This is a genomic window from Leisingera sp. F5, from assembly GCF_001593695.1.
Window position 1 is genome coordinate 1 of the sequence record NZ_LUKH01000980.1, and the last position, 1,389, is coordinate 1,389.

A 1,389-nucleotide genomic window follows, 5' to 3' on the forward strand; every position below is an offset into this window, starting at 1 on the left:
GAGCTCAGATGCTGCTTCAAATGGCTCGTACCGCTGCTTTTGGCGGCGCCGCTTTGAACACACGCGGGCTCCAGCACCACATCCGGATACCTATGGAGCCGGATGTAGGGATCTTGGAGTTCGACAAGACCGAGAAGCATCTGAAGGCGGTGGATGACGCAGAGAAGGTCGCTTCGCTCAGGATCGATAGCTACCGCTTTGAACAGGAAAGCTTGGCCGAAATCTATGGCGCTGTTCGCGACTATCTTCACAAGTATGGCATTACCTGTTGCAGGCTGCGAGCTGCGTTGGTGCGTGAGGTCAAGCTCGTGGATCGCCCTCCCGCCGCCTATACGCTCTGGTGCAATGAAGGGTTTGAGGGGTACCGGGATAGTCGCCTGCTGTTACCCATTGGAGAGTCGCTGGTAGGACGCAGCGTGCAAGATCGCTGTGCGTGTAGTATGGACCTTACAGATCCTTCTGAACACAGGCTTTATCACCGGCTGGACCGGCGACCGGCTGGTTCACGGCTGTTGCCGGATGATCGTAAATGGGTGGTTGTTGTCCCATTCAACCGTTGGCCGACAGGCGCGGATAGCGACTCTCCCGAGCACATTTCTGTTGCGGCGACGTTAGATGGAGATGTCCCCCTGCCGGGCAACTTGAGCGATCATCTTGAGGAACTGCGGAACATTGTGGACAAGAACGGGGTTTTTACCCCATATTAGCACTCAAGATGCGAGGTTGTGCCTCGCGAGGGGAACTGCGATGCCTACAAGGAAAGTGAAGATGTATTCTGTCAAGCCGCGGGCAGACGGTCTGAGCTTGAAGGAACGCTATCAGCAGTTCCGGAAAGCCAAGGCTCAAGCTGTCCGAGAGATTGAACAGCATGATCGAAAGATGGCAGCCTCTGCGCGACGTCTGCTTTCGGTTCGTCGCGAGAATGAGTTTGCGGCGCAAGACTGAAGCTGCCGCCCTTACACTGCGAGCAGCTTAGGCAGCAAACCAAACAACGCAGGACGCAAAGCGCTGCTCCATGGGAGACGGCCTTTAGACTTCTCCCAGCATCTTGCCGACCGGCTGATCAAGGCTTCTGCCGAGGTTTGGCAGGCGGCTCGCGACATCTTCCAAGCATAATGCAAACGCGGCCTGGGCCTTGATCACTGCGACTTCTTTAATTGTCGAGCCATTGTGAACGATCTCTCCCCGAGCTTCCATAATCGACCTGACCGCGTCGACGTAGTCATCGATGCCATGCTTTCCCTTAAGGCAGATACGAAGCCGTTTACGGACCCGAGCAGAGACGCCTGGAGCATACGCATCTGTCAGGAGCGTTTCAAAGGCGACAGCGAGTGCCACGACCGCTTCATCATCCGTTACGCGGGCACTGAAAGACTGCCGATACCAATC

2 protein-coding genes and 1 pseudogene are annotated in these 1,389 nt (G+C 56.2%); 2 read left to right on the forward strand and 1 reads right to left on the reverse strand.

The features are described from left to right. Both A2I95_RS38065 and A2I95_RS38070 read left to right on the forward strand, forming a co-directional pair. On the forward strand, nucleotides 1-707 hold a 707-nt coding region (locus A2I95_RS38065; RefSeq protein ID WP_291737603.1), incomplete at its 5' end, for a hypothetical protein. Nucleotides 708-768: 61 nt separating this feature from the next. After that, the gene (locus A2I95_RS38070) at nucleotides 769-945 is read left to right on the forward strand and encodes a hypothetical protein (protein WP_291737604.1); all 177 of its coding nucleotides are present in this window, start codon (nucleotides 769-771) and stop codon (nucleotides 943-945) included. A gap of 84 nt (nucleotides 946-1,029) precedes the next feature. Here the strand turns inward: A2I95_RS38070 and A2I95_RS38075 are convergent. Then, a pseudogene (locus A2I95_RS38075) lies at nucleotides 1,030-1,389 on the reverse strand (HEPN domain-containing protein); the annotation flags it as partial.